Genomic DNA, 26,035 nt, shown 5'->3' on the forward strand with positions numbered 1-26,035 from the left:
AACGCTTGTTATTCAGCCTCAAGCCTGCGGAATGCAGGCGGCCAGGTGCTCGGACAGAGCATCCCAGGCAACGGTCTGTTGTTCACCCTGACCACGCAGCGGCTTGACGCCCACTTCTTTGCGCGCCAGTTCTTCATCACCAAGGATCAGCGCGTACAGAGCGCCGCTCTTGTCGGCTTTCTTGAACTGGCTCTTGAAGCTGCCAGCCCCGGCGTTGACCTGCAAACGCAGGTTCGGCGCCTGGTCACGCAAGCGCTCTGTCAGCGCGAGCGCCGCCAGTTCGGCCGCCTCGCCAAACGCACAGACGTACACGTCGAGAATCCGGGCGATTTCCTCAGGCACCTGCTCGAGCGTCTCCAGAAGCAAAACCAGCCGCTCGATACCCATCGCAAAACCGACGCCACTGGTCGGTTTGCCCCCCATTTGCTCGACGAGGCCGTCGTAACGACCGCCAGCGCAGACCGTGCCCTGAGCGCCCAATTGATCGGTAACCCATTCAAAAACGGTTTTGCTGTAGTAATCCAGCCCGCGCACCAGCTTCGGGTTGATGACATAAGGAATCCCTGCGGCGTCCAGACGTGCCTTCAAGCCGTCGAAGTGAACCCGGGACTCTTCATCCAGGTAGTCCGCCAGCTTCGGCGCATCGACCAGCACCGCCTGAGTTTCAGGGTGCTTGGTGTCGAGCACGCGCAATGGATTGGTCTTCAGACGGCGTTGGCTGTCTTCGTCCAGTTGATCGTGACGCGCCGAGAGGTACTCGACCAGCGCCTCACGATAACGGCCACGGGCTTCGCTGGTGCCCAGGCTGTTGAGTTCCAGCTTGACGGCATTGCGAATACCCAAAAGCCCCCACAGGCGCCAGGTCAGGACAATCAGTTCCGCATCGATGTCCGGACCGTCGAGGTTGAACACTTCGACGCCGATCTGGTGAAACTGACGGTAACGGCCTTTCTGCGGGCGCTCGTGACGGAACATCGGCCCGATGTACCAAAGCTTCTGCACCTGCCCACCGCCGATGATCCCATGCTCGAGTACGGCGCGCACACAGGCTGCGGTGCCCTCCGGACGCAGGGTCAGCGAATCCCCGTTGCGGTCGGCGAAGGTGTACATCTCCTTCTCGACGATGTCAGTGACTTCGCCGATGGAGCGCTTGAACAGATCGGTGAACTCGACGATCGGCATGCGAATCTGGCGATAGCCGTAGTTATCCAGCAGGCGCGATACGGTGCCTTCGAAGTAGCGCCACAGGGGCGTCTGGTCCGGCAGGATGTCGTTCATGCCACGAATGGCTTGCAGGGACTTGCTCACAAAAATTCCTTGGAAAACGGGTTAGCCGCGAACGATCAATGCTGCGTCGGCTTGGGCCTTTTCGGCCGCCTTGTCGCGGATCAAGCGTTCCAGCTCGTCCACCAGGTTGTCATTGGTCAGCTTTTGCGACGGTTTGCCATCAATGTAAATCAGGTTCGGCGTGCCTCCGGTGAGGCCGATGTGCGCCTCCTTGGCTTCGCCGGGACCGTTGACCACGCAGCCGATCACCGCCACATCCATTGGCACAAGCAAATCTTCCAGCCGCCCCTCCAGCTCGTTCATGGTCTTGACCACATCGAAGTTCTGCCGCGAACAGCTCGGGCAGGCGATGAAGTTGATGCCACGGGAGCGCAGGTGCAGCGACTTGAGGATGTCGTAGCCGACCTTCACTTCTTCTACCGGATCGGCGGCCAGCGAGATGCGAATGGTGTCGCCGATGCCCTCGGCCAGCAGCATACCTAGGCCGACGGCCGATTTCACTGTGCCTGAACGCAAACCACCCGCTTCGGTGATGCCCAAATGCAGCGGCTGGACGATCTGTTTGGCCAACAGGCGGTACGCCTCGACCGCCATGAACACGTCCGAGGCCTTGACGCTGACCTTGAAGTCCTGGAAATCCAGCCGGTCGAGGTGCTCCACGTGGCGCAGAGCGGACTCCACCAACGCGGCCGGCGTCGGTTCGCCGTACTTCTTCTGCAGATCCTTTTCCAGCGAACCGGCATTGACCCCGATGCGGATCGGGATACCCCGGTCACGCGCAGCATCCACGACCGCGCGGACACGGTCTTCACGGCCGATGTTGCCCGGGTTGATACGCAGGCAGTCGACACCGAGCTCCGCGACGCGCAGGGCGATTTTGTAATCGAAGTGGATATCGGCGACCAGGGGCACCTTGACCAACTGCTTGATACGGCCAAAAGCCTCGGCGGCATCCATATCCGGAACCGATACGCGGACAATGTCCACGCCTGCCGCTTCCAGGCGGTTGATTTGCGCGACCGTGGCAGCGACATCGTTGGTGTCGCTGTTGGTCATGCTCTGTACCGCGATCGGCGCATCACCGCCGACGGGCACCGAGCCGACCCAGATTTTGCGGGATTCGCGACGTTTGATCGGAGATTCGCCGTGCATGTTATTGACCCAGCTTCATGCGAGCCGTCTGGCCCGAGGTGAACGGTGTGACATCGACCGGCTGGCCGTTATAACTGACCTGGGCGGCGCGGGCGACGCCCAGTCGCACCGCCAGGGGCGGCTTGCCGCTGACATCGATACTGTCGCCCGAGTGTTTCAGCCCACTCGTAAGCACCTTGCCATTGCCATCGGTCACCTGGAACCAACAGTCGGCAGTGAATTGAATCTTCACCTGGCCGAACCCGGCAGGCACAGGCGCTGCCTCAGACGCGGCAGGCGTTGGAGCTGGATTGCTCGCTGGCGCAGGCACGGCGGCAGGCGCGGCCGGTGTCGCGGATGAATGGGTCGGTGCACTTGGCGCCGTGGTCACAGGTGCCTGGCCGGTCGGTGCACTGGAGGTCGCTGCGGAAGGCGCGGCGGGCTCGACGGGGGTCGAGGGCGGCGCTTCATTGCCCTGCCCTTCGGCAACGGCCTGATCCTCAGGCTCATCCAGCGGGTGAATCTGCGTGGTCCCGTCGGCGCTTTCAACCTCGACGTGCTCCATCCCGAGACTGGTGGGCTCCTTCCCGCGCAAGGTCGATTGGTCCCGCCACCAGACGAAGCCTCCGCCAATCAGCGCGACCAGCAGCAGCAGGCTGACGATACGCAGGATGTTGTGAGAAAGCCTTACAGGCTCTTCGATGCGACCCAGGGCGTGCACGCTGCTGCCCTTGCCGTCGGTGCCGGTGTACTGGTCGAACTGGCTCACCAGAGCGGTCTGATCCAGGCCCATCAGTTTGGCGTATGCACGAATGTAACCCCGGGCAAAGGTATGGCCCGGAAGCTTGTCGAAATCGCCCGACTCAACGTAACCCAGGGACGTCACGGTGAGGTTCAGCCTCAACGCCACATCGGGCAGCGACCAGTTCTTGCTCTCGCGAGCCTGACGCAACGTTTCACCGGGGTTCGTGCGAGTGGCTGCTACAACTTCGGGATGCGCCGCTTTCATCATTGCTCCGACAGGTATTGCTGATATTCCGGCGTACCGGGATAGAGTCTTTTGAGTTGCAGGCCATAGCTGGCTGCCTTGTTGCGATCGTCGTAAATCTTCGCCAGTCGCGTACCCAGCAACAGGCTGCGCGCATTCTGTTCGCTCAACTGGCTGAAACGGTCGTAATAATCACGCGCTGGCACATAATGCCTGTCTTCGTAAGACAACTCAGCCATTTCCAGCAGGGCACGCGGTTGCTGACGGTCCAGCCTCAGGGCTTTATCGAAGTGCTCACGGGCCACTTCGCGATTGCCCAGCATCAGCGATGTCATGCCCAGGTTCTCGAACACCCGGGCACGCTCGGCGTAAAGGTTATCATCGGCAGCCTGCTCGAAGCGCTCGTAGGCTTCCTGATAGCGCTTCTGCTCGTAAAGAAAGCTGCCGTAGTTATTGAGGATCCGCGCATCCTTGGGGCGGGAAGACAACGCTTTGCGGTAATACTCATCAGCGAGCCGGGGTTCGGCTTCGGCCTGGAAGACCAGCGCCAGCGCGGCGTTGGCGTCGGCATCGGCGCTGTCAAGCTCCAGCGCTTTCTTCAGCGGGGCCTTGGCTCTCTCGGTCTGCCCCTGCTGCAGGTATCCCAGGCCCAACTGCACGTAGGCCTGCCGAGCTTCTTCACGTCCCTTGCTGGTACTGAGCGGATTGACGTTGCCAGTGGATACGCAACCCATCAGCAATGTGGCAAAACACAGTAGCAGCGCAGTGCGCAGGGACATAGAGATCCTCTCAGTCAAATTCGCAATCAGTTGCGAGCCGCGGCAACCTGAGCCCCGTCAGCGTCGGCACTGAGTTCACGCACAGCGATGTAGCGTTCGCTGCGACGAGTGCGGTCCATTACCTGCCCGACCAACTGACCACAGGCAGCGTCGATGTCCTCACCGCGTGTGGTGCGCACGGTGACGTTATACCCGGCGTGGTGCAACATGTCCTGGAAACGTCGGATAGCGTTGTTGCTCGGACGCTCGTAACCCGAATGCGGGAACGGGTTGAAAGGAATCAGGTTGATCTTGCAAGGCGTGTCCTTGAGCAACTCGATCATCTCGGCCGCATGTTCAGGCCGGTCGTTGACGTCTTTGAGCAAGGTGTATTCGATGGTCAGAACACGCTTCTCGCCCAGTGCCGACATGTAGTTGCGGCAGGATTCGAGGAGCATCTGCAACGGGTACTTCTTGTTGATCGGCACCAACTGGTTGCGCAGCGCGTCATTCGGCGCGTGCAGCGAAAGTGCCAGCGAGACGTCGATGTGCTGCGCGAGCACGTCGATCATCGGTACCACGCCGGAGGTGGACAGCGTCACACGGCGTTTGGAAATGCCATAGCCCAAGTCGTCCATCATCAGACGCATGGCGGAAATGACATTGTCGAAGTTCAGCAATGGCTCGCCCATCCCCATCATCACCACATTGGTGATGGCACGGTCGATGGTGGCCGGGACACTGCCGAAGGATTTATTGGCAATCCACACCTGGCCGATGACTTCGGCGGCAGTGAGGTTGCTGTTGAAGCCTTGCTTGCCAGTGGAGCAGAAACTGCAGTCCAGTGCGCAACCCGCCTGGGAGGAAACACACAACGTGCCCCGTTTGCCCTGTGGGATGTAGACGGTTTCGACGCAACTGCCGGACGCGACGCGCACGACCCATTTGCGGGTGCCGTCGGCCGAGATGTCCTCGCTGACGACTTCAGGGCCCCGAATTTCGGCACGGCGCTCGAGCTTTTCACGCAGCGCCTTGCCGACGTTCGTCATGGCCTCGAAATTATCGACGCCATAGTGGTGAATCCACTTCATGACCTGACCGGCACGGAAGCGCTTCTCCCCGATGGACTCGAAGAATTTTTCCATTTCCGGCTGGGTAAGCCCCAACAGGTTGATTTTGCCAGTGGTCTCAGTCATGGATTCACCCTCACTCGCAGCGGCGGCTTAGCGAGTGGTTACCTCGGTAGCAGCGAAGAAGTAAGCGATTTCGCGAGCAGCAGCGGCTTCGGAATCCGAACCGTGAACGGCGTTGGCGTCGATGGACTCGGCGAAATCAGCGCGAATGGTGCCAGCGTCTGCTTTCTTCGGATCGGTAGCGCCCATCAGCTCGCGGTTGCGGGCAATGGCGTTTTCGCCTTCCAGAACCTGAACCACAACCGGGCCGGAGGTCATGAATGCAACCAGATCACCGAAGAAGCCACGCTCTTTGTGCTCAGCGTAGAAACCTTCCGCCTCGGCCTTGGACAGTTGCTTCAGCTTGGAAGCGACGACGCGCAGACCGGCTTTTTCAAAGCGAGTGGTGATCTCACCGATGACGTTTTTTGCAACTGCGTCAGGCTTGATGATCGAGAAAGTACGTTGAACAGCCATGTGAAACTCCAGAAACGGTGATTGTTGCGAAAAATTAAACCCGCGAATTATACGCGGGTTCTGGTGTATTGCCTAACGTGCAGAGATGATCAGTCTATTTCAGCGGCCCAAAGGGTCTGCACCGCCTCCAAAACCTTCTCGCCGACTCGACCCGAGGTGTCGTCGAAGTCCGGGAGTTGCTGAATCATCTGTTGCAACCTGACGAACCCGACCGAGTAAGGATCGAGGCCCGGATGGGCCTCAGCCAATTCCTCGGCGATGCGTTGTACGTCATTCCAACCGTAGCTCATGACAATCCCTCGGTCAGTGCGGCGCTTCAGCTGCATGGTTTAGCGAATATTTCGGGATCTCGACCGTCAGGTCTTCGGTGCCGACTTTGGCTTGGCAAGCCAGGCGAGACGTGGCTTCAAGCCCCCAGGCGCGATCCAGGTAGTCCTCTTCCAACTCGTCGGCCTCTTCCAGCGAATTGAAGCCTTCGCGGATGATGCAGTGACACGTGGTGCAGGCGCACACGCCGCCACAGGCGCTCTCCATCTCGATATGGTGCTCGTGCGCCAGTTCGAGGATCGAGATACCCGGCTGGGCCTCAACCACCAAGCCCTCCGGGCAAAACTCGTGGTGGGGCAGAAAAATGACCTGCGGCATCAGTTATTCCTCAATCTCATTCAGGTTGCGCCCTGCCAGAGCGGCTTTCACCGTCGAGTCAAGACGACGGGCCGCGAACGCGTCGGTCACCTGCGACAGACGCTTGGTCTGCTGCTCGATGGCCACTCCGTCGGTGCCCTTGATCAGTTCACGAAGTTCGTCGACCTGCATGTCGATGACCATGCGCTCTTCGGCGTCGAGCAGACGCTCACCGTCCGCCTCCAAGGCACCTTCGACCGCTTCGATCAGGCGTTGCGCATCGACCTGCTGCTCACGAAGCACGCGGGCGACCTTGTCGTCGCCGGCATGCTGGAACGAATCCTTGAGCATCCGGGCAATTTCGCCGTCGGTCAGACCATAGGACGGCTTGACTTGAATGCTCGATTCCACGCCCGAGGCCAACTCGCGAGCAGAAACGCTCAGCAGACCGTCAGCATCGACCTGGAAGGTGACACGAATTTTCGCAGCCCCTGCCACCATGGCGGGAATACCGCGCAGATCGAAACGCGCCAGTGAACGGCAGTCGCTGATCAGCTCCCGCTCGCCCTGCAAGACGTGAATCATCATGGCCGATTGGCCATCTTTATAAGTGGTGAATTCCTGCGCCCGAGCGACCGGGATCGTCGTGTTGCGCGGTATGACCTTTTCCATCAGCCCGCCCATGGTCTCAAGGCCCAAGGACAGCGGAATGACGTCAAGCAACAGCAACTCCCCGCCGTCACGCTTGTTGCCCGCCAGGGTATCGGCCTGGATCGCCGCACCGATGGCAACCACTTGATCGGGATCGATTGACGTCAGCGGCTGACGGCCGAACAGTTCGCCCACCGCTTCGCGGACACGCGGCACACGGGTGGAGCCACCGACCATGACGACCGCCTGCACTTCCTCCAGCTCGATGCCGCAATCGCGCACTGCGCGTCGACACGCCTTGAGGCTGCGCGAAACCATCGGCTCGATCAGGGCATTGAAGGCAGCGCGAGTCAGCATCCCCGACCATGGGCCATAGGCGACGCTGACCGACTCTGCATCGGTCAGCGCCTCTTTAGCGGCGCACGCGGTCTGCATCAGGCTGCGCTGAGCTGCAGGATCGAGATCATCGGAAAGACCGGCCTCGGTGATGATCCAACTGGCGACGGCATGGTCGAAGTCGTCACCACCCAAAGCGCTGTCGCCCCCGGTCGCCATGACCTCGAACACGCCACCGGTCAGGCGCAAGATAGAAATGTCGAACGTGCCGCCACCCAGGTCATAAATCGCGACGATGCCTTCGGCGTTCTGATCCAATCCGTAGGCCACGGCAGCCGCGGTCGGCTCGTTGAGCAGCCTCAGCACCGTCAGGCCAGCCAGCTTGGCGGCATCTTTGGTGGCTTGGCGCTGAGCGTCGTCGAAGTAGGCAGGCACCGTGATCACTGCCCCCACCAAGTCGCCACCCAATGTGGCTTCGGCGCGCTGACGGAGCACCTTGAGAATGTCAGCCGAGACCTCGACCGGGCTCTTCGCGCCCTGGACCGTCTCAATGAACGGCATGTGCGACTCGCCGCCGATGAAACGGTAAGGCAACTGCCCACCCAGATGCTTCACATCCGAGACACCGCGACCCATCAGGCGCTTGACCGAGATGATGGTGTTCAGCGGGTCGGCGGCCGCCGCTTCTTTGGCAGCCTGCCCGACCTCGACGCGGTCGGCGTGGTAGCGCACGGCCGAAGGCAGGATGACCTGACCGTTGGCGTCCGGCAGGGGCTCGCTGATACCGCTGCGCAGCGCAGCGACCAGCGAGTTGGTGGTGCCAAGATCGATCCCGACAGCCAGACGGCGCTGATGGGGTTGGGGACTTTGGCCGGGTTCGGCGATCTGCAGTAGAGCCATTGCTGTTCTGATATCACTGGCGCGCCGCCCAGAGGCGACGCGGGGTTAATCGTCGAGGCGCTCTTCGAGCTGGCGCACTTCGTAGGAGAGCTTGTCGAGGAACTGCATGCGACGCATCAGCCGTTCGGCCTGCTCGCGCTGTGCAGCATCGTCCCAACAGGCCGCGAAGCTTTCGTTGAGTTCTTCCTGAGCCTTCTTGAGCCGACGCTTGAATGCTGCAACGCCGTCCAGATCCGCTTCGTCCTGCAAATCTTCGAGTTCTTCGCGCCACTGCATCTGCTGCATCAGGAAATCGGGATCATGCACAGTGACTTCAAGCGGCACTTCGCCCTTGAGCGCGAGCAAGTACCGCGCACGCTTGGGCGCGCTCTTGAGCGTTTGATAGGCCTCGTTCAAGCTTGCCGAGCGCTCCAGCGCAACCCGCTGCTCACGCTCGGAGGCGTCAGCGAAACGGTCGGGGTGCACGCTACGGGCAAGCTCGCGATAGCGGGCGGCCAGCACGTCAAGATCCAGCAGGAAAGCGGGCTGAAGATCGAACAACGCGAAATGACAAGGAGTACCCACGATAAGCCTCAGACGTTGAAGCTTTCGCCGCAGCCACACTCACCGCGCGAGTTGGGGTTGTTGAACTTGAAGCCTTCGTTCAACCCTTCCTTGACGAAATCGAGCTCGGTGCCGTCGAGGTAAACCAGGCTCTTGGGATCGATGATCACCTTGACGCCATGCTGCTCGAACACCGTATCTTCGCTCGCAGGTTCATCTACGAACTCCAGTACATACGCCAACCCGGAACAACCCGTCGTACGTACGCCCAGACGAATGCCATCACCCTTGCCGCGCCCTTCGAGCGAACGACGGACGTGGTTGGCGGCAGCTTCAGTCATGCTGATAGCCATCGTGACTCCTTACTGTTGCCAGAGGTACAGGCTGCTCAGAGCAGACCTTTCTTCTGCTTGTAATCGCGAACCGCCGCCTTGATGGCGTCTTCAGCGAGTACCGAGCAGTGGATTTTCACCGGCGGCAGTGCCAGTTCTTCGGCCAGTTGGGTGTTCTTGATGGTCTCAGCCTCATCCAGCGTCTTGCCCTTCATCCACTCGGTGGCCAGGGAGCTGGACGCGATGGCCGAACCGCAGCCGTATGTCTTGAACTTGGCATCTTCGATAATGCCCTGCTCGTTCACCTTGATCTGCAAGCGCATCACGTCGCCGCACGCCGGAGCGCCGACCATGCCGGTGCCCACATCAGGGTCTTCCGCATTCATCTTGCCGACGTTGCGCGGATTCTCGTAGTGGTCGATGACCTTTTCACTGTAAGCCATGGTTCAAATCCTCATCAGAACTTCACTGCCGCTCTCACGGCACTTCAAAAACCCGGTTTTCAAAGCGCCGCATCGTGTGGCGACTTCAAATTAGTGTGCTGCCCACTCGATCTTCGAGATGTCGACGCCGTCTTTGAACATGTCCCACAACGGCGACAGAGCGCGCAGTTTGGTCACGGCTTCGCAGACCTTCTGGGCGGCGTAGTCGATCTCTTCCTCGGTGGTGAAGCGGCCGAAGGTGAAGCGGATCGAGCTGTGCGCCAGTTCATCGTTACGACCCAGGGCACGCAGTACATACGACGGCTCCAGCGAAGCCGACGTGCAGGCGGAACCGGACGACACGGCGAGGTCCTTGAGCGCCATGATCAGCGACTCACCTTCGACGTAGTTGAAGCTCAGGTTCAGGTTGTGCGGCACGCGAGCGGTCAGGCTGCCATTGACGTACAGCTCCTCGAGATGCTCGACCTGTTGGTAGAAGCGATCGCTGAGCGCCTTGATGCGGGCGTTTTCAGCGACCATGTCTTCCTTGGCGATACGGAACGCTTCGCCCATGCCGACAATCTGGTGGGTCGCGAGGGTACCGGAACGCATGCCACGCTCATGACCGCCGCCGTGCATGGTCGCCTCGATGCGCACACGCGGCTTGCGGCTCACATACAGCGCGCCGATGCCTTTTGGACCATAGGTTTTGTGGGCGGAAAAGGACATCATGTCGACTTTCAGCTTCGACAGGTCAATGTCGACCTTACCCGTGGACTGAGCCGCATCGACATGGAACAACACGCCACGCGAACGGGTCAGTTCGCCAATCGCAGCGATGTCGTTGACCGTACCGATCTCGTTATTGACGTGCATGATCGAGACGAGAATGGTGTCGTCACGCAGAGCCGCCTCAACCATCGACGGCGTGATCAAACCGTCCTCGGTCGGCTCCAGATAAGTCACTTCGAAACCTTCGCGCTCAAGCTGGCGCATGGTGTCGAGTACGGCTTTGTGTTCGATCTTGCTGGTAATCAGGTGCTTGCCTTTCGTGGCATAGAAATGCGCGGCACCCTTGATCGCCAGGTTGTCGGATTCAGTGGCGCCGGAGGTCCAGACGATTTCACGCGGATCGGCATGCACCAGATCGGCCACCTGACGGCGGGCATTCTCGACAGCCTCTTCCGCTTTCCAGCCGAAGACGTGAGAACGCGAAGCCGGGTTGCCGAAGTTGCCATCGACCAGGAGGCAATCGCTCATTTTCTGCGCAACACGCGGATCGACCGGAGTCGTCGCGGAATAATCGAGGTAAATCGGCAATCTCATTGAATATCTCCTATCGGGCAGGCACGCCGCGCGTTCATCTGCGTTCACTCAACGGCGGATGTTTCGATCTTGTCCAGAAAGTGCGTCTTGTTACCGCAACGACGCAGATCCTGACGCTGGGCGACTTCCTGCACTTCACGGCGAGTGACGAGGTCGGCCAGGCTGATACCGCTTAAAAATTCGTGAATCTGCTGGCTGAGGTCGCACCACAGATGGTGGGTCAGACAGGTATCGCCAGCATGACAATCACCGAGCCCTTGGCAGCGCGTGGCATCGACCGATTCGTTGACTGCATCGATCACCTGGGCGACCTGAATGCCCTGCATGTTTCGGGACAGCTGATAGCCACCGCCCGGCCCACGCACACTGGAGACCAGATTGCTGCGGCGCAGCTTGGCAAACAGCTGCTCGAGGTAGGAAAGGGAAATCCCTTGCCGCTCGGAAATATCGGCCAGAGACACCGGCCCATGCTGCGCGTGCAAAGCCAGATCCAGCATGGCAGTGACAGCGTAACGGCCTTTTGTAGTCAGTCGCATGACGTGTACCGCGGAGGTTCGGAATGGGAGCGAGTATGCTATTTCCGAGTATTTAAGTCAACTATAAGACCTAGCGCAGCAGTCGGAATTACCGACAAAGAGCGGGCGGCATAATAGCAAAACCACCCGTCGAATAGTACGTTTCCACGACGCCTTCAGCACCGTTTGCGTCAAATACCTTGACCGACCTTGGTCTGGTTGCGCTCCTTGATGCAATCGAATACTTCCTGATGAAGTTCGGGCAGCTCCTTTTCTCGGTATTCGCCGCCCAGACTCTTCAGCGCCTTGCCCATGTCTTCCATGCGCACATCCACCGCTTGAAGATGGTCAAGCAGTTGGCCGATGGCACGGGCGACCGGGTCAGGCATGTCTTCACCGACGCCATAGGCATCGAAGCCGATCTTCTCGGCCAGGGCCTTGCGCTTGGCCTGCGCATCGCTTTCATCAGCCTTGACGATGATCCGCCCCGGAATACCCACAACGGTTGCGCCCGCTGGAACCGGCTTGGTTACCACGGCATTGGAGCCGACCTTCGCCCCGGCACCGACAGTGAACGGGCCCAGCACCTTCGCCCCGGCGCCTACGACCACGCCGGACTCAAGGGTCGGATGGCGCTTGCCTTTATTCCAACTCGTTCCACCCAGCGTCACGCCCTGATACAGCGTCACGTCATCGCCGATTTCGGCTGTCTCGCCGATGACGATCCCCATGCCGTGATCGATGAAGAAACGGCGACCGACCTTGGCACCGGGGTGGATCTCGATGCCGGTCAACCAGCGTCCGAAATTCGAAACCATCCTTGCAGGCCATTTGAGCTCTTTGCCCCACAACCAGCCGGACAATCGATGCAGCCAGATGGCGTGCATACCGGGATAGCACGTCAGCACCTCAAACGCATTGCGGGCTGCCGGGTCACGGTGAAACACGCTTTGAATGTCTTCTCGCAAACGCTCGAACATCACTGATCCTTCCGCTTGTAGGGCTCACCGTTGGCCGCTTTCTGGGTTTCGGTGAGGATGCCACGCAATATGCTCATTTCAGATCGGTCAATTTCCGAGCGACCGTACAAACGACGCAATCTGGCCATCAGATGCCGAGGCTTGTCCGGGTCGAGGAAGCCAATGTTCACCAGAGTGGCCTCAAGATGCTCATAGAATTTTTCCATGTCATCCATCGTCACGCGCTCGATCCTGGGCTCGGCCTGCTCGACCTCGTTGGCCTGCCCCTTGGTCGCCAGCCACGCCATGCGCACCTCGTAGCTGAGCACCTGCACCGCGGCCGCGAGATTCAGCGAGCTGAACGTCGGGTCCGAGGGAATGTGAACGTGGTAATGACACCGCTGCAGCTCTTCGTTGGTCAGCCCTGCGTATTCACGGCCGAACACCAGCGCGATCTCTTCGCCTTGCGCAGCGTGTTCCACCGACATGACACCCGCTTCGCGCGGATCGAGCATCGGCCAGGGAATCTTGCGATCGCGCGCACTGGTGCCCATCACCAAGGTGCAGCCCACCAGCGCCTCTTCGAGCGTCGAGACAACCTGCGCACCTTCCAGCACGTCGCTGGCGCCGGCGGCGCGGGCATCCGCATCGGCGTGGGGAAAGTGTGCCGGCTCGACCAGCACCAGCCGCGAAAGCCCCATGTTTTTCATGGCACGTGCCGCGCCTCCGATATTGCCCGGATGACTGGTACCGACCAGAACCACACGAATGTTTTGCAGCACGGCTGAAGTCTCACTTGCAGGTGATAAGGGGGGAGAAATGTTACAGAAGCACCGAGGCCAACGCCACGAAGCGCTGCTCCAGCGCCTTTTCATACACCTTTGAGCCGCACGTATCCACCTTCGATGAGGCGACCGGACGCAGTGACAACACCGCACTCGCTCTGGAAATCATCGGCGAGAACCCCTAGAATGCCCGGCTCTCTTTAACGACCTAGGTGATTTATCCATGCAGCCCATGCTGAATATCGCGCTGCGCGCCGCCCGCAGTGCCAGCGAACTGATTTTCCGCTCCATCGAGCGCCTGGATAGCATCAAGGTCGATGAAAAAGACGCCAAAGACTACGTCACCGAGGTCGACCGTGCAGCCGAGAAGACCATCATCGATGCGTTGCTCAAGGCTTACCCGACCCACGGCATCCTCGGCGAAGAAAGCGGCCTGAAAGAAGGCACGGGCGAAGGCGCCGACTACCTCTGGATCATCGATCCACTGGATGGCACCACCAACTTCGTGCGCGGTGTCCCTCACTTCGCCGTCAGCATCGCCTGCAAATACCGCGGCCGCCTGGAGCACGCTGTCGTGCTGGATCCGGTTCGTCAGGAAGAATTCACCGCAACCCGCGGCCGTGGCGCACAGTTGAACGGCCGTCGCCTGCGCGTCAGCCCTCGCAAGAGCCTGGAAGGCGCCCTGCTGGGCACCGGCTTCCCCTTCCGCGACAACCAGATGGACAATCTGGAAAACTACCTGAACATGTTCCGCTCGCTGGTTGGCCAGACTGCCGGCATCCGTCGTGCGGGCGCAGCCAGCCTGGATCTGGCCTACGTGGCTGCCGGGCGCTTCGACGCATTTTGGGAGTCGGGACTCTCGGAGTGGGACATGGCCGCCGGCGCGCTGCTGATCCAGGAAGCGGGTGGCTTGGTAAGCGACTTCAATGGCGGCCATGACTTCCTGGAAAAGGGCCACATCGTCGCAGGCAATACCAAGTGCTTCAAAGCCGTGCTGACCTCGATCGCTCCGTTCGTGCCCGCATCACTGAAGCGCTGAACTGCACCACCATCAGAAAACCGGCCTCGTGCCGGTTTTTTTGTGCCTCGCGCATGGCTTCATCGCGCCCCCCCCCCAGCAATGAACAGGCTCTACCGGGCACCTCGCGAACGGCCGCTCAACTCGCGAGACAGGCCGATGAAGTTCTGCAGGGGCGGGAGCTGGTTGAAGCTGCGGCAGACCAAGGTAATGGGCGCATGCAGCCGCGGCTTGGCATTGGCAATCGGGCAATAGACGACGCTTTCCTTGTGCACGTCCCGCATCGACGCCGGGACAATCGAAACACCCGCACCCGCCGCAACGAGGCTGACGTTGGTGAGCATCCGCTCGACCTCGAAAGCGATGCTTGGGTTGAAGCCCGCGTTCTGACAGGCCGTGATGAGATTGGCGTACATGCCGGGGGCACCGGGCCGCCGCACCAGAATGAATTGTTCATCGGCCAAGTCCTTGAGGGAAATCGCAGGCGCCTCTCCCACGCCGCTGTACCCCATCAGTAGCCGATGCCCGACGGGCAATGTCAGAAACATCTCTTCATTGAGCAGACGGTGAAACTGGATGCGCTGGTGACGGCTGACAGGAGCTCTGAGAATGCCAACATCGACACTGCCGTCGATCGTCGCATCGGTCAACTGCTGCGCACTGCCCTCTTTCAACGAAACGGCCACCCCTGGAAAGCGCTCGCGATACGCCCGAACGATGCGCGGGATCAAAGGGTGTGTGGCCGCGGAACTGGTGAAGCCAACAGTCAATTGTCCTTCAATGCCATGGGCGGCCCGGGCAGCCTTGTCAGCCCCTTCCTTGACCCGCGTCAGAATGTCCTGCGCTTCTTGGAGAAACACGTGGCCGCCGGCCGTCAGGTCAACGCCTTTGGGATGGCGCTTGAACAAATCGAAGCCCAGTTCCTCTTCCAGTGCGCGAATCTGCTGACTCAGGGGCGGTTGCTGCATGTTCAGGCGTGCAGCCGCGCGAGTTAAATGACGCTCTTCGGCCACCATGACGAAATAGCGCAGATGACGAAGCTCCATGGTGGTCTATCCCGCAACGAGGTTTTATGATGGCTGCCCGGTCGATGCGACAACGCTCGGCAAGCGTGCCCAATCCTCAGCGGCCTTGCAAGGCGCGCTCATAACAATAAATACGCCAGCTCCGGAACGCCCATGCGCCTCAGGGTTTTCACCAGCACTACGTTGCAACTGCTCCTCGCCCTCCTGTGTGGAGCATCGTTGGGTGTGCTCGATCCGCAATTGGCAATGAGCATGAAGCCACTGAGCGACGGCTTTATCCGCGTCATTGGCTGGCTCATGCCAGTCATGATGTTCCTGCTGATCGCCTCCGGAGTCGCTGGGCTGCCCACCGGGCAACGAGGCGTAGCGGGCAGGATGGTGCTGTATTTCCAAGTCATGGCGGTGATCGCACTGGCGCTGGCCGGTCTCGTCGCCCAACTGACCCAACCTGGCGCCGACACCTTGACGACGCCCTCTGCAGCGACACTGATTATCGCGCCCGTTGCTGACGCCGGGTTTTCCTGGGCATCCGCAGGCAAAGTCCTCGTCCACGCACTGACCCAGAATCCCATCCTGCAGATCATGCTGGCCGGCCTGCTGACCGGCCTTCTCCTGGGACGGGCCCGCCACCATCGCTATTCCCGCCCCTTGCACAAAGCGTTGGAGCGAGCCGTCGATTGGCTGTTCAAGGGCCTGAGAGGGGTTCTGAAATTCGCGCCCGTGGCGGCCTTCGGCGCCATCGCCTTCACCATCGGCAAATTCGGCCCAGCCGCGGCACTGCCCTTGATCAAATTTATCGTCGTGATGTATCTGGCCAGTGCAGCGTTCATCGTGCTGGTGCTGGCGCCCATCGCGCAGGTTTGCGGGCTGCCGTTGTGGTCACTCGTAAAGCACATCAAGGAGCAGCTACTGTTGGTGACGTTCACCGGCTCGTCGGTCGCGGCCCTTCCGGGCCTCATCGAAAAAATGCAGACCCTCGGCTGCGACCGCCAACTCACGCGCCTGGTGTTGACCACGGGGTACACCTTCAACCTCAGTGGTTCGAATATCTACCTGATTATCGCGGTGCTGTTTCTAGCCCAGATGGCAGGCATCGAGCTGACAGGCGCGCAGTTGCTGACATTGCTGCTGATTTCACTGGTCACGTCATTGGGCTCTACGAGCATGGCCGGGTCGGCGTTCTTCACCCTGATTGCGACGCTCAATCTGTTGCACATCGTGCCAGTGGACAGCGTGGGGTTGTTGCTCGGTGTCGAGCGCTTGATGAAATGTCGCGTGCTGATCAACGTGCTGGGTAACTGTGTGGCATGCCTGGCGATCACTCGCTGGCAGCGGGCATCGGAGCGGGGAGCACTCGCAAGGGCACCCTCGTAGCCGCCCCACCCCGCCACGGACACATAAGCTACGCGGAGCGAGCTTGCCCTCGGATGCGTCAGCCGATGCGAGAACACGCTATCGAATCCACCTTCACCTTCGTCAGCAAGCCCACCGCGCGCAGCGTTAGGCAGCAATTACTATTTGGAGGACAGCAGCTTCTCGAAGGCCTGGTCCAGCTTACCCTCAGCCTGCGTCAGCCTCTCGCGACGTTCGCGCAGCCATGCCTGATCCGAGTCCAGCGTCTTGTGGGCTTCGGCCAGCATTCGCTTGACCTCTTCTGGCTGCGGGCCGCCAGTGCCCTTACGGGTTTTCACCATGTTTTCCGGTGAGAGCGCGGCACGGAAAGTAGCCTCATCCAGCGGCAGGGTATTCGCCTTCCATTGATACTTGTCGGCGGCCTTGGTGAAAAGCTTCTGCGCGTCAGCGTAAGGGAATGTCTTGGGCGTCAGGCCCTGATCACGCGCCTGCTCGACAATCAACGAGGCAAAGCTGTGACCAATGCGGAACGGCACCTTCTGAGTGCGCTCCAGAGTGTCGGCCAGCTCCATCGACGTCGTCCATTCGTTCTCCAGCTCCTCGCGAGCACGTTGTGGATTGACCTGCAAGGCATCGAGCACAGCGTCCATGGCACCGAACATGTCCTTGGTCGAATCGAAGACACCCAGCGAATCGAAGGCGAACTTATAGTCGGTCATGCCTGTTGTGACATTGTGCGCACGCAAGGTCACGGCTTGAGCCAGCCCGACGACATCGGATGCCGACTCTCGCGCCCGCATCAACAAGCCGGGATTGCGCTTCTGAGGCATGGCACTGCTGGTGTATGTCTTTTCCTCGTCCAGCAGCAGCCACGGACGAATCTGGTGATATTGGGTATGGATGTCGCCTATCAACGCACCGATGCGAATGGCCGAGGAAGACGCGATATTCGCCGCTTCGATCGGAATGTCGTATGTCGAGACCTGACTGGAATCCAGTGAGTTTTCGCGTACCCCATCGAAGCCCAACAGCTCTGCCATGCGCTCACGATTCAGCGGATAGGCCGAGTTAGCCAACACCGCGGTACCCATCGGGCTGAGGTTTAGCCGCTGGTACAGTTCACGAACACGCTGGCCGTCGCGATCGAACGCCGCTTCGAACGCCAGCAGATAATGCGCGTAAGTGATCGGCATCGCTTGCACACCATTGGTGTAAGCGGGGATCAGCGTATCGACGTTTTTGTCCGCAAGCTCCAGCAGCCGCTTGCGGGTCGCGTTCAGCGCGTCGCTGTACGCCAGCACGTCAGACCGCAACTTCGCGAGGCGGTAGGTGGCGAGCATGTCCTGACGGCTGCGCCCGGAGTGAATGAGCGAAGCCTCCGGCCCGATCTTGTCAGTCATGATCTGCTCAAGCTGCAGCACATCGCTCGGGCGCTTCCCATTGGGCTGGTCTGCCTGATCGATGGCATAGCGCACACCGGTGGCGATCTTCTGACCCATCTCGGGTTTGACGATCCCTTCTTCGGTGAGCATCACGATGGATGCCTTGTTGATCCGGTTCAACCAGGAAAACTGGCTGTCCGTCTTGCTGCCACTGGTTTTCGACTTATCGACGGTGGCGCCTATCTTCGCGGCTTGAGCCGCGCACTGCTCGGTGGTCGCGCACGGCAGGTCGGCGGTATTGGCTGCATAAGCGCCATAGCTGTTGAAGAGAGCAAAAGCGACTGCCAGGTGGATCAACGTTTTTCTTGTAGGCATTTCAGGCTCCGGTTCGGTCGTGGCCGAGGGTTGAGCGTTGTTGGAAATAGTGTCCAGCGCGACTTAGAACAGCGGCAGCGTATAGCTGACGATGACGCGGTTCTGGTCGATGTTGTTGCCGCCATTGCTGCGATAGGTGCCGTTGCGCCACTTCAACTCGAGGTTCTTCAGCATTCCGCTCTGAAACACGTAGGCGATGTCGGTGTTGCGCTCCCACTCCGTGCCTTCCTTATTGCCACGGGCGAAGTTGTCGCCTTGCAGATAGCGCGTCATGAAGGTCAAGCCGGGCAGGCCGACGGCGGCGAAGTCATAGTCATAGCGGGCTTGCCACGAGCGCTCTTCTGGGTTGGCGAAATCTGGGGAGATCATCACGTAGTTGACGAGGAAGGAGTCTGTTCCGGCCAAGTGCGGAAAGCCGGTTTCACCGCTCATTCTCTGGTAGGCGACGCCGAATCCGTGCCCGCGCACGTTGTAGGTGAAACGCGCACCCACTGCGGTGTTGTCGATGTTGGTATTCCCGTCCTTGAGCGAGCGGGCGTAGCGCAGATCGCTCTTGATGGACTGCGATTCGCCCAGTGGAAAACTGTGCAGCAACGTGACGATGTGCTGTTTGTAGTTATTCTCCAGACCGCCGTAGTTGTAGGAGGTCGTCAGCCCCTTGGTCCAGTTGTAACTGGCGCTGGCGAAATCGAACTTGTCACTCGGGCGACCGCCCTTGATACCTTTGCCTTCCGCCTCGATGTCCTCGTGCCCGCTGTCGTTGCGCTCGGTATTGCTGGTCAGCCGACCGACATTTAGGGTCATGTCGGTGATGTCTTTGGAGGTCACCTGTGCGCCGCGAAATGTTTGCGGCAGGAGCCGGCCATCGTTGGGCAGGACGGTCGGTAGCCTCGGCAGCAGCGTGCCGACCCGCAGAACGCTTTTCGAAATCCGAGCCTTGGCCGTCACACCCGCGCGACCATAGTCGTCCGGGGCTTTGTCATCCCCCACCGGAAGCAAGCCGGAGTTGCGTCGGTCCGGGCCCGAGTCCAGTTTCAGACCGAACAGACCGATGGCGTCTACGCCGAAGCCGACTGTGCCTTCGGTGAAACCGGACTCATAGTTGAGAATCAGCCCTTGGGCCCACTCGTCGCGTTTGGACTGGCTTGCGCCCGGCTGACGGTAATCGCTGTTGAAGTAGAAATTGCGAAATTCGAGATCAGCTTTGCTGTCTTCGAAGAACTCGGCTTCGGCAAAGCCGGGGAAGGTCAGGCTCAGTCCCAGAGCAGCGGACGTGAGGCCTAGAGATACAGGGCTCTTGTGCATTGTTATTCCCGCATGGTGTAGCTTTTTATTGGAATTATTCAGGTGGCCCGAACAGGGAATCAGCCCTTCTCGGCCACCTGAAAAAAGCTTACGCGGCGGGGATGCAAATAAAAAATATATAGTTAGTACCGAGTCAATACTTTCTACATATTGAAGGAGCAGGTGCGATCTGAGTGTGGAAAGGCGAATCACGCACATAAAAAAGCACCCCTACAAGAGGGGTGCTTTTGTTAAATCTCACTGACCTGCCTGGCTCAGCTCCAACTGACCGTCCTTGTTGACGGGAATCTGATTGCCCGGATCGCGGTCCATGCGAACCTGACCGACCTTGTCATTGAGCTTGTATTTCACGTTATAGCCCACGACCTTGTCGCTGATGTCGTTGACCGTATTGCAGCGGGTTTCTGTGGTGGTGTACGTATCGCGGTTCTGCATGCCTTCCTGAACCTTGTTACCGGCGTAACCACCACCCACCGCCCCGGCGACGGTGGCAATCTTCTTGCCGTTGCCACCACCTACCTGGTTACCCAGCAGGCCACCGGCCAGGGCACCGACGACAGTGCCGACGATCTGATGCTGATCCTTCACCGGTGCGCGGTGAGTCACGGCAACGTCCTTGCACACTTGGCGTGGGTTTTTGATCTGTTCTTTGACAGGCTCGACGGCGAGTACTTCGGCGTACTCAGGACCGTTGTTCTTTACGAGGCTGTAGGTGGCCAAAGCACCACCGGCAGTCACACCGACAGCACCCAATACCGCACCGACTAGCAACGACTTGTTCACGTTGAACCTCCTGACCATATTCAGCGCGATTGCTCGCACCACTCCCAGCCTTGGAGCACAAAAAAAGGCGCGAGTTCATGCTCGCGCCTTTTTACGTGATGACCGGTCCGGAGAGATGTTTATGGACGGTCGTCAACTTTCTCCGCCGCCACTGGTGGCAGAAGGTCTTCGGAACGCAGATTGAGCCAGATCAGCACCACGTTGGCGATGTAGATCGACGAATACGTACCCGCGAGCACGCCGATGAACAGCGCTACCGAAAAGCCATGCAGGCTGTCGCCGCCGAAGATCCACAGCGCGATGATCGCCAGCAGGGTCGAGATCGAAGTCGCCAGGGTCCGCAGCAGGGTTTGCGTCGTCGAAATGTTGATGTTTTCGATCAGCGACGCCTTGCGCAGCAGACGGAAGTTCTCACGAACCCGGTCGAATACCACGATGGTGTCGTTGAGCGAGTAACCGATGATCGCCAGCACGGCTGCCAGTACGGTCAGATCGAACGTGATCTGGAAGAACGAGAGAATACCCATCGTCACGACCACGTCGTGGATCAGGGAAATGATCGCGCCCACCGCAAACTTCCATTGGAAGCGAAAAGCCACGTAAATCAGGACACCGCCCAGCGCCAGGAGCATACCGATGCCGCCCTGGTCACGGAGTTCTTCACCGACTTGTGGCCCGACGAATTCAACGCGCTTCACCGTGGCCGGGTTGTCGCCACCGGTTTTACGCAGCGCTTCGGCAACCTGGGCACCCAACTGCGGGTCTTCACCCGGCATGCGCACCAGCAAATCAGTCGTCGCGCCAAAGCTTTGCACCACGGCCTCGTGATAACCCGCACCCGCCAGTTCTTCACGCACCTTGCCCAGATCGGCAGGCCGCTCGTAGGTGAGTTCGATCAGCGTACCGCCGGTGAAGTCCAAGCCAAAGTTAAGTCCTTTGTGGAACCAACTGAACAACGCCAGGACGGTGAGGAGCATGGTGAGGGCGAACGCAATGTTGCGCACGCCCATGAAGTTGATCGTACGTTTCATGGCAGCCCCTTAAATCCACAGCTTCTTGAAGTCACGGCCGCCGTAAATCAGGTTGACCATTGCGCGGGTCACCATGATGGCTGTGAACATCGAGGTAAAGATACCGAGGGACATGGTCACGGCGAAGCCTTTGACCGGGCCGGTGCCCATGGCGTAGAGAATGCCGCCGACCAGCAGCGAGGTCAGGTTGGCATCGAGAATCGCGGTGTAAGCACGATCGAAACCTTCGTGGATCGCCCGTTGAACGCTCATCCCGTTGGCCAGTTCCTCGCGGATCCGCGAGAAAATCAGCACGTTGGCATCGACCGCCATGCCCATCGTCAGCACGATACCCGCAATACCCGGCAGGGTCAGCGTAGCACCGAGGATCGACATCAGGGCCAACAGCATGACCATGTTGAAGGCCAGTGCCACGGTCGCGATCAGACCGAAGAAACGGTAAATGGCGATGATGAACAGCGACACGAACAGCATGCCCCACAGGGATGCATCGATACCCTTGGTGATGTTATCCGCACCCAGGCTCGGGCCAATGGTACGTTCTTCGGCAAAGTACATCGGCGCAGCCAGGCCACCGGCACGCAACAACAGCGCAAGTTCGGACGATTCACCCTGGCCGTTCAGCCCGGTGATGCGGAACTGACTGCCCAGCGGCGACTGGATGGTCGCCAGGCTGATGATCTTCTTGTCTTCCTTGAAGGTCTGGACCGGCACTTCCTTCTCGACGCCGTCCACCGTCTGCTTGACGTAAGTGGTCACCGGGCGTTGCTCGATGAAGATCACCGCCATGCTGCGCCCCACGTTCGAACGGGTGGCGCGACTCATCAGATCACCACCGTGACCATCGAGCTTGATGTTCACTTGCGGACGGCCATGCTCGTCGTAGCTGGCCTGAGCATCGGTGACCTGATCACCGGTGATGATCAAACCACGCTCGACGGCCGCCGCCGGACGACCGCCTTCACGAAATTCGAACGTCTCGGTAGTCGCCTTGGTGTCGTCAGGGCCAGCGCCTAGGCGGAACTCCAGGTTGGCGGTCTTGCCGAGAATACGCTTGGCTTCGGCAGTGTCCTGCACGCCCGGCAGCTCGACCACGATGCGGTTGGCGCCCTGACGCTGCACCAGCGGCTCGGCGACGCCCAGCTCGTTGACGCGGTTGCGAACGGTGGTCAGGTTCTGCTTGATGGAATATTCACGGATTTCGGTGATCTTGGCCGGCGTCATCGCCAGGCGCAGGATCGGCATTTCACCACGGTCACTGGTGGTGATGTCGAAATCGCTGTAATCCTTGCGAATCAGGGCACGTGCCTGCTCGCGGGAATCGGTGTCGCTGAAGCCCAACTGAATGGCGCCGTTGTCCTGCGGCAGGCTGCGATACCGCAATTTTTCCTTGCGCAGCAGGCTCTTGACTTCACCTTCATAAACGTTGAGACGCGCACTGAGCGCTTTCTCCATGTCGACTTCCAACAGGAAGTGCACGCCGCCCGACAGGTCCAGACCCAGCTTCATCGGACGAGCGCCGATGCTATGCAGCCACTGCGGCGTGGTCTGTGCCAGGTTCAGTGCAACGACGTAATCGTCGCCCAGTGTCTTACGCGTGACATCCTTGGCCGGGAGCTGGTCTTCCTGCTTGGTCAGACGCAACAAACCGCCCTTGCCATTCTCGGCAAGAGACGCGCCCTTGACCGCGATGCCAGCATCGGTAAGCGCCTTGCTTACGCGATCCAGGTCCGCCTGAGTGACCTGCAGCGCCGTACTGGTGCCGCTGACCTGAATGGCCGGGTCGTCAGGATAGAGATTGGGTGCGGAATAAATAAAACCGACCGCCAGCACTGCCAGGATCAGGATGTATTTCCACAGAGGGTATTTGTTCAACATCACGCCGCCTGCTTAAAACGCGGGGCGCCTTGCGCGCCCCGACGATGGGTAAAAAACGGGAATCAGATGGCCTTCAAAGTGCCTTTGGGCAGGGTGGCAGCGATCGCGCCCTTCTGGATTTTGAGCTCGACGGTGTCCGACACTTCGATCACGACGAAGTCGTCGGTCACTTTGTTGATCTTGCCCGCGATACCGCCGGAAGTAACGACCTCGTCACCTTTCTGCAGATTGTTCAGCAGGTTCTTCTGTTCCTTGGCACGTTTGGCCTGAGGGCGCCAGATCATCAGATAGAAGATGACCAGGAAACCGACCAGGAAAATCCATTCAAAGCCCGAGCCCGCCGGACCTGCAGCCGCAGGGGCGGCCGCGTCGGCCATGGCGTTGGAAATGAAAAAGCTCATTTAACACTCCAGTTGCATAATTTTAATAATAGGAAGCGGTAAGACCGGCTGTCTTTCAGTCCAGCGGCGGCACAGGAAGCCCGCGTTTGGCATAGAACGTGTCGACAAAGGCGGCCAATGTACCTTGTTGAATAGCCTCGCGCAAACCAGCCATAAGGCGCTGGTAATGCCGCAAATTGTGGATCGTATTGAGCATGCTCCCCAGCATTTCGCCGCACTTGTCCAAGTGGTGCAGATAGGCGCGAGAGAAGTTCTTGCAGGTGTAGCAATCACAGGTCGGGTCCAGTGGCGAATCATCGTGGCGATGAAACGCGTTACGGATCTTCAGCACACCGGTGTCGATGAACAGATGACCGTTGCGAGCATTGCGCGTGGGCATGACGCAGTCGAACATGTCGACTCCGCGGCGCACACCTTCAACGAGGTCTTCGGGCTTGCCTACCCCCATAAGGTAACGAGGTTTGTCAGCGGGCATGTGCCCCGGCAGGTAGTCCAGCACCTTGATCATCTCGTGCTTGGGTTCGCCGACCGACAGACCGCCAATGGCAAGACCGTCGAAGTCCAGCTCGTTGAGGCCCTCCAGCGAGCGCATCCGCAGGCTTTCGTGCATGCCGCCCTGAACGATGCCGAACAGCGCCGCCGTGTTGTCGCCGTGCGCGATCTTCGACCGTTTGGCCCAGCGCAGAGAAAGCTCCATGGAGGTGCGCGCGACGTCCTCGCTCGCCGGGTAAGGCGTGCATTCGTCGAAGATCATGACGATGTCAGAGCCCAAGTCGCGCTGGACCTGCATCGACTCCTCGGGCCCCATGAACACCTTGGCGCCATCGACCGGGGACGCGAACGTCACCCCCTCTTCCTTGATCTTGCGCATGGCCCCCAGGCTGAACACCTGAAAACCGCCTGAGTCGGTCAGGATAGGGCCTTTCCACTGCATGAAGTCGTGCAGGTCGCCGTGGGCCTTGATCACCTCGGTGCCCGGGCGCAGCCAGAGGTGGAAGGTGTTACCCAAAATGATCTCGGCGCCGATGGCTTCGATGTCCCTCGGCAGCATGCCCTTGACGGTGCCATAGGTGCCCACCGGCATGAACGCCGGGGTTTCCACCGTGCCACGGGGAAAGGTCAATCGACCACGACGAGCCTTACCATCGGTGGCCAGCAGCTCGAACGACATACGACAGGTGCGACTCATGCTTGATCCTCGGGGGCCGCGTCTGATCCCTGAGGTGCAGTCGGCGCCGGATTGCGGGTGATGAACATGGCATCCCCGTAACTGAAGAAGCGGTACCCGTTGTCCACTGCAGCCTTATAGGCCGCCATGGTTTCCGGATAGCCGGCGAAAGCCGAAACCAGCATCAGCAGCGTGGATTCAGGCAAATGGAAATTGGTGACCAGTGCATCGACCACATGGAACGGCCGACCGGGGTAAATGAAGATGTCGGTGTCGCCACTGAATGGCTTGAGCACGCCGTCACGCGCGGCGCTCTCCAGCGAGCGGACGCTGGTGGTGCCCACCGCGATGACGCGTCCGCCCCGGGCACGGCAAGCGGCGACGGCATCGACCACCTCCTGAGTGACTTCGAGCCACTCGTTGTGCATGTGGTGATCCTCGATGCGCTCGACGCGCACCGGCTGAAACGTCCCCGCTCCAACATGCAGCGTGACGAACGCCGTCTCGACGCCCTTGTCGGCAATCGCCTGCATCAACGGCTCATCGAAATGCAGCCCTGCGGTCGGTGCCGCAACCGCACCAGCGCGCTGGGCATACACGGTCTGATAACGCTCACGGTCGGCGTCCTCATCCGGACGATCGATATAAGGCGGCAACGGCATGTGCCCGACGCGTTCGAGCAGTGACAACACCGGCTCGGCGAAGCGCAGCTCGAACAGCGCATCATGGCGCGCGACCATTTCGGCCTCCCCCCCGCCATCGATCAGGATCGAGGAGCCCGCCTTGGGCGATTTGCTCGACCGTACATGGGCCAGGACCGAGTGCTGATCCAGCACCCGTTCCACCAGAATTTCCAGCTTGCCGCCGGAGGCTTTCTGCCCGAACAGCCGCGCCGGGATCACCCGGGTATCGTTGAAAACCATGAGATCGCCAGGGCGCAAATGCTCCAGCAAATCAATGAATTGGCGATGAGCAAGCGCGCCGCTCGGCCCGTCGAGGGTCAGCAAACGGCTGCCACGACGCTCCGCCAGAGGGTGGCGAGCGATCAGGGCATCAGGGAGATCGAAGGTAAAGTCGGCAACACGCATGATGGGGTTCGTCTAGCAGGGC

Annotated in this window: 28 protein-coding genes; 2 read left to right on the plus strand and 26 right to left on the minus strand. The window is 59.9% G+C overall.

Annotated features, from left to right (window positions below; all coding sequences use genetic code 11):
* Window positions 1-18 precede the first annotated feature (18 nt).
* The 17 genes from hisS to DBP26_RS27165 all read right to left on the minus strand — a co-directional run bounded on the left by hisS (window position 19) and on the right by DBP26_RS27165 (window position 13,375).
* On the minus strand, window positions 19-1,308 hold the full coding sequence (gene hisS, locus DBP26_RS01745) for a histidine--tRNA ligase (protein WP_108235882.1): 1,290 nt from the start codon (window positions 1,306-1,308) through the stop codon (window positions 19-21).
* 21 nt (window positions 1,309-1,329) lie between these two features.
* Window positions 1,330-2,439: a flavodoxin-dependent (E)-4-hydroxy-3-methylbut-2-enyl-diphosphate synthase gene (gene ispG / locus DBP26_RS01750; protein ID WP_108235883.1), complete on the minus strand. Its 1,110-nt coding sequence runs from the start codon at window positions 2,437-2,439 to the stop codon at window positions 1,330-1,332.
* A gap of 1 nt (window position 2,440) precedes the next feature.
* Window positions 2,441-3,427 carry a RodZ family helix-turn-helix domain-containing protein gene (locus DBP26_RS01755; RefSeq protein WP_108235884.1) on the minus strand — a complete coding sequence of 329 codons (987 nt, stop codon included), beginning with the start codon at window positions 3,425-3,427 and terminating at the stop codon, window positions 2,441-2,443.
* Window positions 3,427-4,185, minus strand: coding sequence for a type IV pilus biogenesis/stability protein PilW (pilW, locus tag DBP26_RS01760; protein WP_108235885.1), 759 nt, complete (start codon window positions 4,183-4,185; stop codon window positions 3,427-3,429). The genes DBP26_RS01755 and pilW overlap by 1 nt, the downstream gene beginning before the upstream one ends.
* Before the next feature lie 26 nt (window positions 4,186-4,211).
* A complete protein-coding gene (gene rlmN / locus DBP26_RS01765; protein WP_108235886.1) occupies window positions 4,212-5,360 on the minus strand; it encodes a 23S rRNA (adenine(2503)-C(2))-methyltransferase RlmN in 1,149 nt (382 codons plus the stop codon).
* Window positions 5,361-5,387: 27 nt separating this feature from the next.
* Window positions 5,388-5,813: a nucleoside-diphosphate kinase gene (gene ndk / locus DBP26_RS01770; RefSeq protein WP_108235887.1), complete on the minus strand. Its 426-nt coding sequence runs from the start codon at window positions 5,811-5,813 to the stop codon at window positions 5,388-5,390.
* 89 nt (window positions 5,814-5,902) lie between these two features.
* Entirely contained in the window at window positions 5,903-6,103 is a 201-nt protein-coding gene (gene iscX / locus DBP26_RS01775; RefSeq protein WP_108235888.1) for a Fe-S cluster assembly protein IscX, read from the minus strand.
* A 13-nt stretch (window positions 6,104-6,116) separates the two neighbouring features.
* The gene (gene fdx / locus DBP26_RS01780; protein WP_108235889.1) at window positions 6,117-6,458 is read right to left on the minus strand and encodes an ISC system 2Fe-2S type ferredoxin; all 342 of its coding nucleotides are present in this window, start codon (window positions 6,456-6,458) and stop codon (window positions 6,117-6,119) included.
* A 3-nt stretch (window positions 6,459-6,461) separates the two neighbouring features.
* Window positions 6,462-8,324 (minus strand): Fe-S protein assembly chaperone HscA, encoded by a 1,863-nt coding sequence (hscA, locus tag DBP26_RS01785; protein ID WP_108235890.1) that lies wholly within the window; start codon window positions 8,322-8,324, stop codon window positions 6,462-6,464.
* 45 nt (window positions 8,325-8,369) lie between these two features.
* The gene (gene hscB / locus DBP26_RS01790) at window positions 8,370-8,888 is read right to left on the minus strand and encodes a co-chaperone HscB (protein WP_108235891.1); all 519 of its coding nucleotides are present in this window, start codon (window positions 8,886-8,888) and stop codon (window positions 8,370-8,372) included.
* 8 nt (window positions 8,889-8,896) lie between these two features.
* Complete coding sequence (iscA, locus tag DBP26_RS01795; RefSeq protein ID WP_108235892.1) at window positions 8,897-9,220, minus strand: iron-sulfur cluster assembly protein IscA; 324 nt, start codon at window positions 9,218-9,220, stop codon at window positions 8,897-8,899.
* 35 nt (window positions 9,221-9,255) lie between these two features.
* On the minus strand, window positions 9,256-9,642 hold the full coding sequence (gene iscU, locus DBP26_RS01800; RefSeq protein ID WP_062383507.1) for a Fe-S cluster assembly scaffold IscU: 387 nt from the start codon (window positions 9,640-9,642) through the stop codon (window positions 9,256-9,258).
* Window positions 9,643-9,732: 90 nt separating this feature from the next.
* The gene (locus tag DBP26_RS01805) at window positions 9,733-10,947 is read right to left on the minus strand and encodes an IscS subfamily cysteine desulfurase (protein WP_108235893.1); all 1,215 of its coding nucleotides are present in this window, start codon (window positions 10,945-10,947) and stop codon (window positions 9,733-9,735) included.
* A 44-nt stretch (window positions 10,948-10,991) separates the two neighbouring features.
* The gene (iscR, locus tag DBP26_RS01810; protein WP_108235894.1) at window positions 10,992-11,483 is read right to left on the minus strand and encodes a Fe-S cluster assembly transcriptional regulator IscR; all 492 of its coding nucleotides are present in this window, start codon (window positions 11,481-11,483) and stop codon (window positions 10,992-10,994) included.
* Window positions 11,484-11,653: 170 nt separating this feature from the next.
* Complete coding sequence (gene cysE / locus DBP26_RS01815) at window positions 11,654-12,442, minus strand: serine O-acetyltransferase (protein WP_108235895.1); 789 nt, start codon at window positions 12,440-12,442, stop codon at window positions 11,654-11,656.
* Window positions 12,442-13,203 (minus strand): tRNA (cytosine(32)/uridine(32)-2'-O)-methyltransferase TrmJ, encoded by a 762-nt coding sequence (trmJ, locus tag DBP26_RS01820; protein ID WP_108235896.1) that lies wholly within the window; start codon window positions 13,201-13,203, stop codon window positions 12,442-12,444. The genes cysE and trmJ overlap by 1 nt, the downstream gene beginning before the upstream one ends.
* 40 nt (window positions 13,204-13,243) lie before the next feature.
* Complete coding sequence (locus DBP26_RS27165) at window positions 13,244-13,375, minus strand: hypothetical protein (protein ID WP_256600356.1); 132 nt, start codon at window positions 13,373-13,375, stop codon at window positions 13,244-13,246.
* Window positions 13,376-13,429: 54 nt separating this feature from the next.
* Here DBP26_RS27165 and suhB point away from each other — a divergent pair, with 54 nt between their 5' ends.
* A complete protein-coding gene (gene suhB, locus DBP26_RS01825; RefSeq protein WP_108235897.1) occupies window positions 13,430-14,245 on the plus strand; it encodes an inositol-phosphate phosphatase in 816 nt (271 codons plus the stop codon).
* 92 nt (window positions 14,246-14,337) lie between these two features.
* On the opposite strand, the gene DBP26_RS01830 is transcribed toward suhB, so the two are convergent.
* Window positions 14,338-15,270 (minus strand): LysR substrate-binding domain-containing protein, encoded by a 933-nt coding sequence (locus tag DBP26_RS01830; RefSeq protein ID WP_108235898.1) that lies wholly within the window; start codon window positions 15,268-15,270, stop codon window positions 14,338-14,340.
* 132 nt (window positions 15,271-15,402) lie between these two features.
* Here DBP26_RS01830 and DBP26_RS01835 point away from each other — a divergent pair, with 132 nt between their 5' ends.
* Entirely contained in the window at window positions 15,403-16,623 is a 1,221-nt protein-coding gene (locus DBP26_RS01835; protein ID WP_108235899.1) for a cation:dicarboxylase symporter family transporter, read from the plus strand.
* 140 nt (window positions 16,624-16,763) lie between these two features.
* On the opposite strand, the gene DBP26_RS01840 is transcribed toward DBP26_RS01835, so the two are convergent.
* The 8 genes from DBP26_RS01840 to queA form a co-directional block, all read right to left on the minus strand.
* Entirely contained in the window at window positions 16,764-18,359 is a 1,596-nt protein-coding gene (locus tag DBP26_RS01840; protein WP_108235900.1) for an argininosuccinate lyase, read from the minus strand.
* A gap of 63 nt (window positions 18,360-18,422) precedes the next feature.
* On the minus strand, window positions 18,423-19,664 hold the full coding sequence (locus DBP26_RS01845) for an OprD family porin (RefSeq protein WP_108235901.1): 1,242 nt from the start codon (window positions 19,662-19,664) through the stop codon (window positions 18,423-18,425).
* Between the two features lie 237 nt (window positions 19,665-19,901).
* A complete protein-coding gene (locus DBP26_RS01850; protein ID WP_108235902.1) occupies window positions 19,902-20,447 on the minus strand; it encodes a glycine zipper 2TM domain-containing protein in 546 nt (181 codons plus the stop codon).
* Between the two features lie 119 nt (window positions 20,448-20,566).
* Window positions 20,567-21,478 carry a protein translocase subunit SecF gene (secF, locus tag DBP26_RS01855; protein ID WP_108235903.1) on the minus strand — a complete coding sequence of 304 codons (912 nt, stop codon included), beginning with the start codon at window positions 21,476-21,478 and terminating at the stop codon, window positions 20,567-20,569.
* Between the two features lie 9 nt (window positions 21,479-21,487).
* A complete protein-coding gene (gene secD, locus DBP26_RS01860) occupies window positions 21,488-23,356 on the minus strand; it encodes a protein translocase subunit SecD (protein ID WP_108235904.1) in 1,869 nt (622 codons plus the stop codon).
* Window positions 23,357-23,418: 62 nt separating this feature from the next.
* The gene (gene yajC / locus DBP26_RS01865) at window positions 23,419-23,757 is read right to left on the minus strand and encodes a preprotein translocase subunit YajC (protein WP_108235905.1); all 339 of its coding nucleotides are present in this window, start codon (window positions 23,755-23,757) and stop codon (window positions 23,419-23,421) included.
* 55 nt (window positions 23,758-23,812) lie between these two features.
* Window positions 23,813-24,928: a tRNA guanosine(34) transglycosylase Tgt gene (tgt, locus tag DBP26_RS01870; protein ID WP_177410990.1), complete on the minus strand. Its 1,116-nt coding sequence runs from the start codon at window positions 24,926-24,928 to the stop codon at window positions 23,813-23,815.
* A 14-nt stretch (window positions 24,929-24,942) separates the two neighbouring features.
* Window positions 24,943-26,013 carry a tRNA preQ1(34) S-adenosylmethionine ribosyltransferase-isomerase QueA gene (queA, locus tag DBP26_RS01875; protein WP_108235907.1) on the minus strand — a complete coding sequence of 357 codons (1,071 nt, stop codon included), beginning with the start codon at window positions 26,011-26,013 and terminating at the stop codon, window positions 24,943-24,945.
* Window positions 26,014-26,035 lie beyond the last annotated feature (22 nt).

This window comes from Pseudomonas sp. RIT409 (assembly GCF_003052515.2).
Classification (GTDB): Bacteria; Pseudomonadota; Gammaproteobacteria; order Pseudomonadales; family Pseudomonadaceae; genus Aquipseudomonas.

Coding starts and splice junctions, on each gene's coding strand:
- ispG (WP_108235883.1), bottom strand. CDS start 2,439: ATGCACGGCGAATCTCCGATCAAACGTCGCGAATCCCGCAAAATCTGG.
- DBP26_RS01755 (WP_108235884.1), bottom strand. CDS start 3,427: ATGAAAGCGGCGCATCCCGAAGTTGTAGCAGCCACTCGCACGAACCCC.
- pilW (WP_108235885.1), bottom strand. CDS start 4,185: ATGTCCCTGCGCACTGCGCTGCTACTGTGTTTTGCCACATTGCTGATG.
- rlmN (WP_108235886.1), bottom strand. CDS start 5,360: ATGACTGAGACCACTGGCAAAATCAACCTGTTGGGGCTTACCCAGCCG.
- ndk (WP_108235887.1), bottom strand. CDS start 5,813: ATGGCTGTTCAACGTACTTTCTCGATCATCAAGCCTGACGCAGTTGCA.
- iscX (WP_108235888.1), bottom strand. CDS start 6,103: ATGAGCTACGGTTGGAATGACGTACAACGCATCGCCGAGGAATTGGCT.
- fdx (WP_108235889.1), bottom strand. CDS start 6,458: ATGCCGCAGGTCATTTTTCTGCCCCACCACGAGTTTTGCCCGGAGGGC.
- hscA (WP_108235890.1), bottom strand. CDS start 8,324: ATGGCTCTACTGCAGATCGCCGAACCCGGCCAAAGTCCCCAACCCCAT.
- iscA (WP_108235892.1), bottom strand. CDS start 9,220: ATGGCTATCAGCATGACTGAAGCTGCCGCCAACCACGTCCGTCGTTCG.
- iscU (WP_062383507.1), bottom strand. CDS start 9,642: ATGGCTTACAGTGAAAAGGTCATCGACCACTACGAGAATCCGCGCAAC.
- DBP26_RS01805 (WP_108235893.1), bottom strand. CDS start 10,947: ATGAGATTGCCGATTTACCTCGATTATTCCGCGACGACTCCGGTCGAT.
- iscR (WP_108235894.1), bottom strand. CDS start 11,483: ATGCGACTGACTACAAAAGGCCGTTACGCTGTCACTGCCATGCTGGAT.
- cysE (WP_108235895.1), bottom strand. CDS start 12,442: ATGTTCGAGCGTTTGCGAGAAGACATTCAAAGCGTGTTTCACCGTGAC.
- DBP26_RS27165 (WP_256600356.1), bottom strand. CDS start 13,375: ATGATTTCCAGAGCGAGTGCGGTGTTGTCACTGCGTCCGGTCGCCTCA.
- suhB (WP_108235897.1), top strand. CDS start 13,430: ATGCAGCCCATGCTGAATATCGCGCTGCGCGCCGCCCGCAGTGCCAGC.
- DBP26_RS01830 (WP_108235898.1), bottom strand. CDS start 15,270: ATGGAGCTTCGTCATCTGCGCTATTTCGTCATGGTGGCCGAAGAGCGT.
- DBP26_RS01835 (WP_108235899.1), top strand. CDS start 15,403: ATGCGCCTCAGGGTTTTCACCAGCACTACGTTGCAACTGCTCCTCGCC.
- DBP26_RS01840 (WP_108235900.1), bottom strand. CDS start 18,359: ATGCCTACAAGAAAAACGTTGATCCACCTGGCAGTCGCTTTTGCTCTC.
- DBP26_RS01845 (WP_108235901.1), bottom strand. CDS start 19,664: ATGCACAAGAGCCCTGTATCTCTAGGCCTCACGTCCGCTGCTCTGGGA.
- secF (WP_108235903.1), bottom strand. CDS start 21,478: ATGAAACGTACGATCAACTTCATGGGCGTGCGCAACATTGCGTTCGCC.
- secD (WP_108235904.1), bottom strand. CDS start 23,356: ATGTTGAACAAATACCCTCTGTGGAAATACATCCTGATCCTGGCAGTG.
- yajC (WP_108235905.1), bottom strand. CDS start 23,757: ATGAGCTTTTTCATTTCCAACGCCATGGCCGACGCGGCCGCCCCTGCG.
- tgt (WP_177410990.1), bottom strand. CDS start 24,928: ATGTCGTTCGAGCTGCTGGCCACCGATGGTAAGGCTCGTCGTGGTCGA.
- queA (WP_108235907.1), bottom strand. CDS start 26,013: ATGCGTGTTGCCGACTTTACCTTCGATCTCCCTGATGCCCTGATCGCT.